General features: G+C 41.6%; 2 protein-coding genes. Both read right to left on the bottom strand.

Features of this window, described 5'->3' with window-relative positions; all coding sequences use genetic code 11:
• Positions 1–170: 170 nt before the first annotated feature.
• On the bottom strand, positions 171–731 hold the full coding sequence (locus tag B3O33_RS08610; RefSeq protein ID WP_292359958.1) for a PepSY domain-containing protein: 561 nt from the start codon (positions 729–731) through the stop codon (positions 171–173).
• A 165-nt stretch (positions 732–896) separates the two neighbouring features.
• Positions 897–1,334, bottom strand: coding sequence for an Hsp20/alpha crystallin family protein (locus B3O33_RS08605; RefSeq protein WP_292359961.1), 438 nt, complete (start codon positions 1,332–1,334; stop codon positions 897–899).
• Positions 1,335–1,357: the final 23 nt, after the last annotated feature.

The raw sequence follows: 1,357 nt of genomic DNA, 5'->3' as shown, positions 1-1,357 counted from the left end.
GTGCTGGCCGCCGGCCCCGGTGGTAAGGATTTATTTATTCTCAATCCTGATGATGGAGCAAAACCTGGAATGCGTGTTAAATAAACCAGGGGCTATTGCTCTACCACTGATGTAACGCGCATAAAAAAGCCGGCTTGATAGCCGGCTTTTTAATGTTACCTGAACTGATCTTACTGTTTCAGTTCTTTTTCCATACCAATTTCGTATAACTCTAAATTGGCTTCTTCGATCTCACCCGTGATGGCATTAACATCGACTTTGTACTCACGACCGTGAACATTCACAATATCAAACTCATAAGTGACTGAACCATCGAACCCTAGTTCATATTCATTGGCCACCACTTCACCTGGAATAAAATCTAAAGCAATTTCACGGGCTTCAGCTTCGGTGATTTTGGCATATTTCTGGAACGTAGGATCGTTGGCTTCTACTTCACGTTCAATTTCGGTGACAAAACCTTCTTCGGCATTACATTCAACATTGTATGTGTTGCCATCTGCAGTTGCCTCAATATCAAACTCGTATACTGGATCATCACCTTCCATTTTCATTTCCAGCTTACGCACGTTACCCGGAATGGTATCCAGGGCAGCATCCATACACGTTTCCATTTTGACGAGTTTCCAGCCACGGATGTCATCAAGATCATAGTTGTCGTTATCAGCCAGTGCCATTGAAGATAATGACATGGTGATTGCAGCAGTTAAAAATTTGGCTGTATTTTTCATGATTGCTCCTTAGTTAAAAAATCCGGATGTTCCATTCTCTACCCGCAAGAGCAATGTTACTTATCTTTCTTGTCGTTCAGATATTTCCAAAACCATTATATTAGGAATTTTTCCCATACACAAAAAAGGCTCCGCAAATAATTTTGGGAGCCTTTTTTATTTAACTTACTGCTGAACATTCACCTCAATGCGTTTGGGTTGAAGTTGCGCCATTTTAGGAATAGTCAGCTCCAATACGCCATCCCGCGAAGAGGCGTTGATATTATCGACATCAGCGGTTTCGGGTAAGGTAAATCGACGCATAAAAGTGCCACTGAATCGCTCAATGCGCTTGTAATTTTCTTTCTCTTCCACTTTGTTACTGTCGCGAACACCTTTAATTGTCAGCAAACCATTTTCGGCAGTCACTTCAATATCTGCGGCTTTAACGCCCGGTAAATCAGCGTGAATAATATAACTGCTGGCAGTTTCCTGAATATCCACTGCAGGGGTCCAATCTTCTTCATTAAAATTGGCTTCTGTTGCAGACGATTGCAATAAAGACGACATTTCGCGTTGTAGATTATCAAACAGACTGTAAGGTCTGTAACGTTGAATAGCCATAAAACACCTCCATAATTCAGTTG

The sequence above is a fragment of the Methylophaga sp. UBA1464 genome (assembly GCF_002325665.1).
Lineage (GTDB): Bacteria > Pseudomonadota > Gammaproteobacteria > Nitrosococcales > Methylophagaceae > Methylophaga.
The sequence above is the reverse complement of the archived record's forward strand: the minus strand, read 5'-3'. Positions and strand labels throughout refer to the sequence as shown.

Excerpts from the sequence above, each read along its gene's own strand:
- B3O33_RS08610 (WP_292359958.1), bottom strand. The coding sequence starts at position 731 with ATGAAAAATACAGCCAAATTTTTAACTGCTGCAATCACCATGTCATTA.
- B3O33_RS08605 (WP_292359961.1), bottom strand. The coding sequence starts at position 1,334 with ATGGCTATTCAACGTTACAGACCTTACAGTCTGTTTGATAATCTACAA.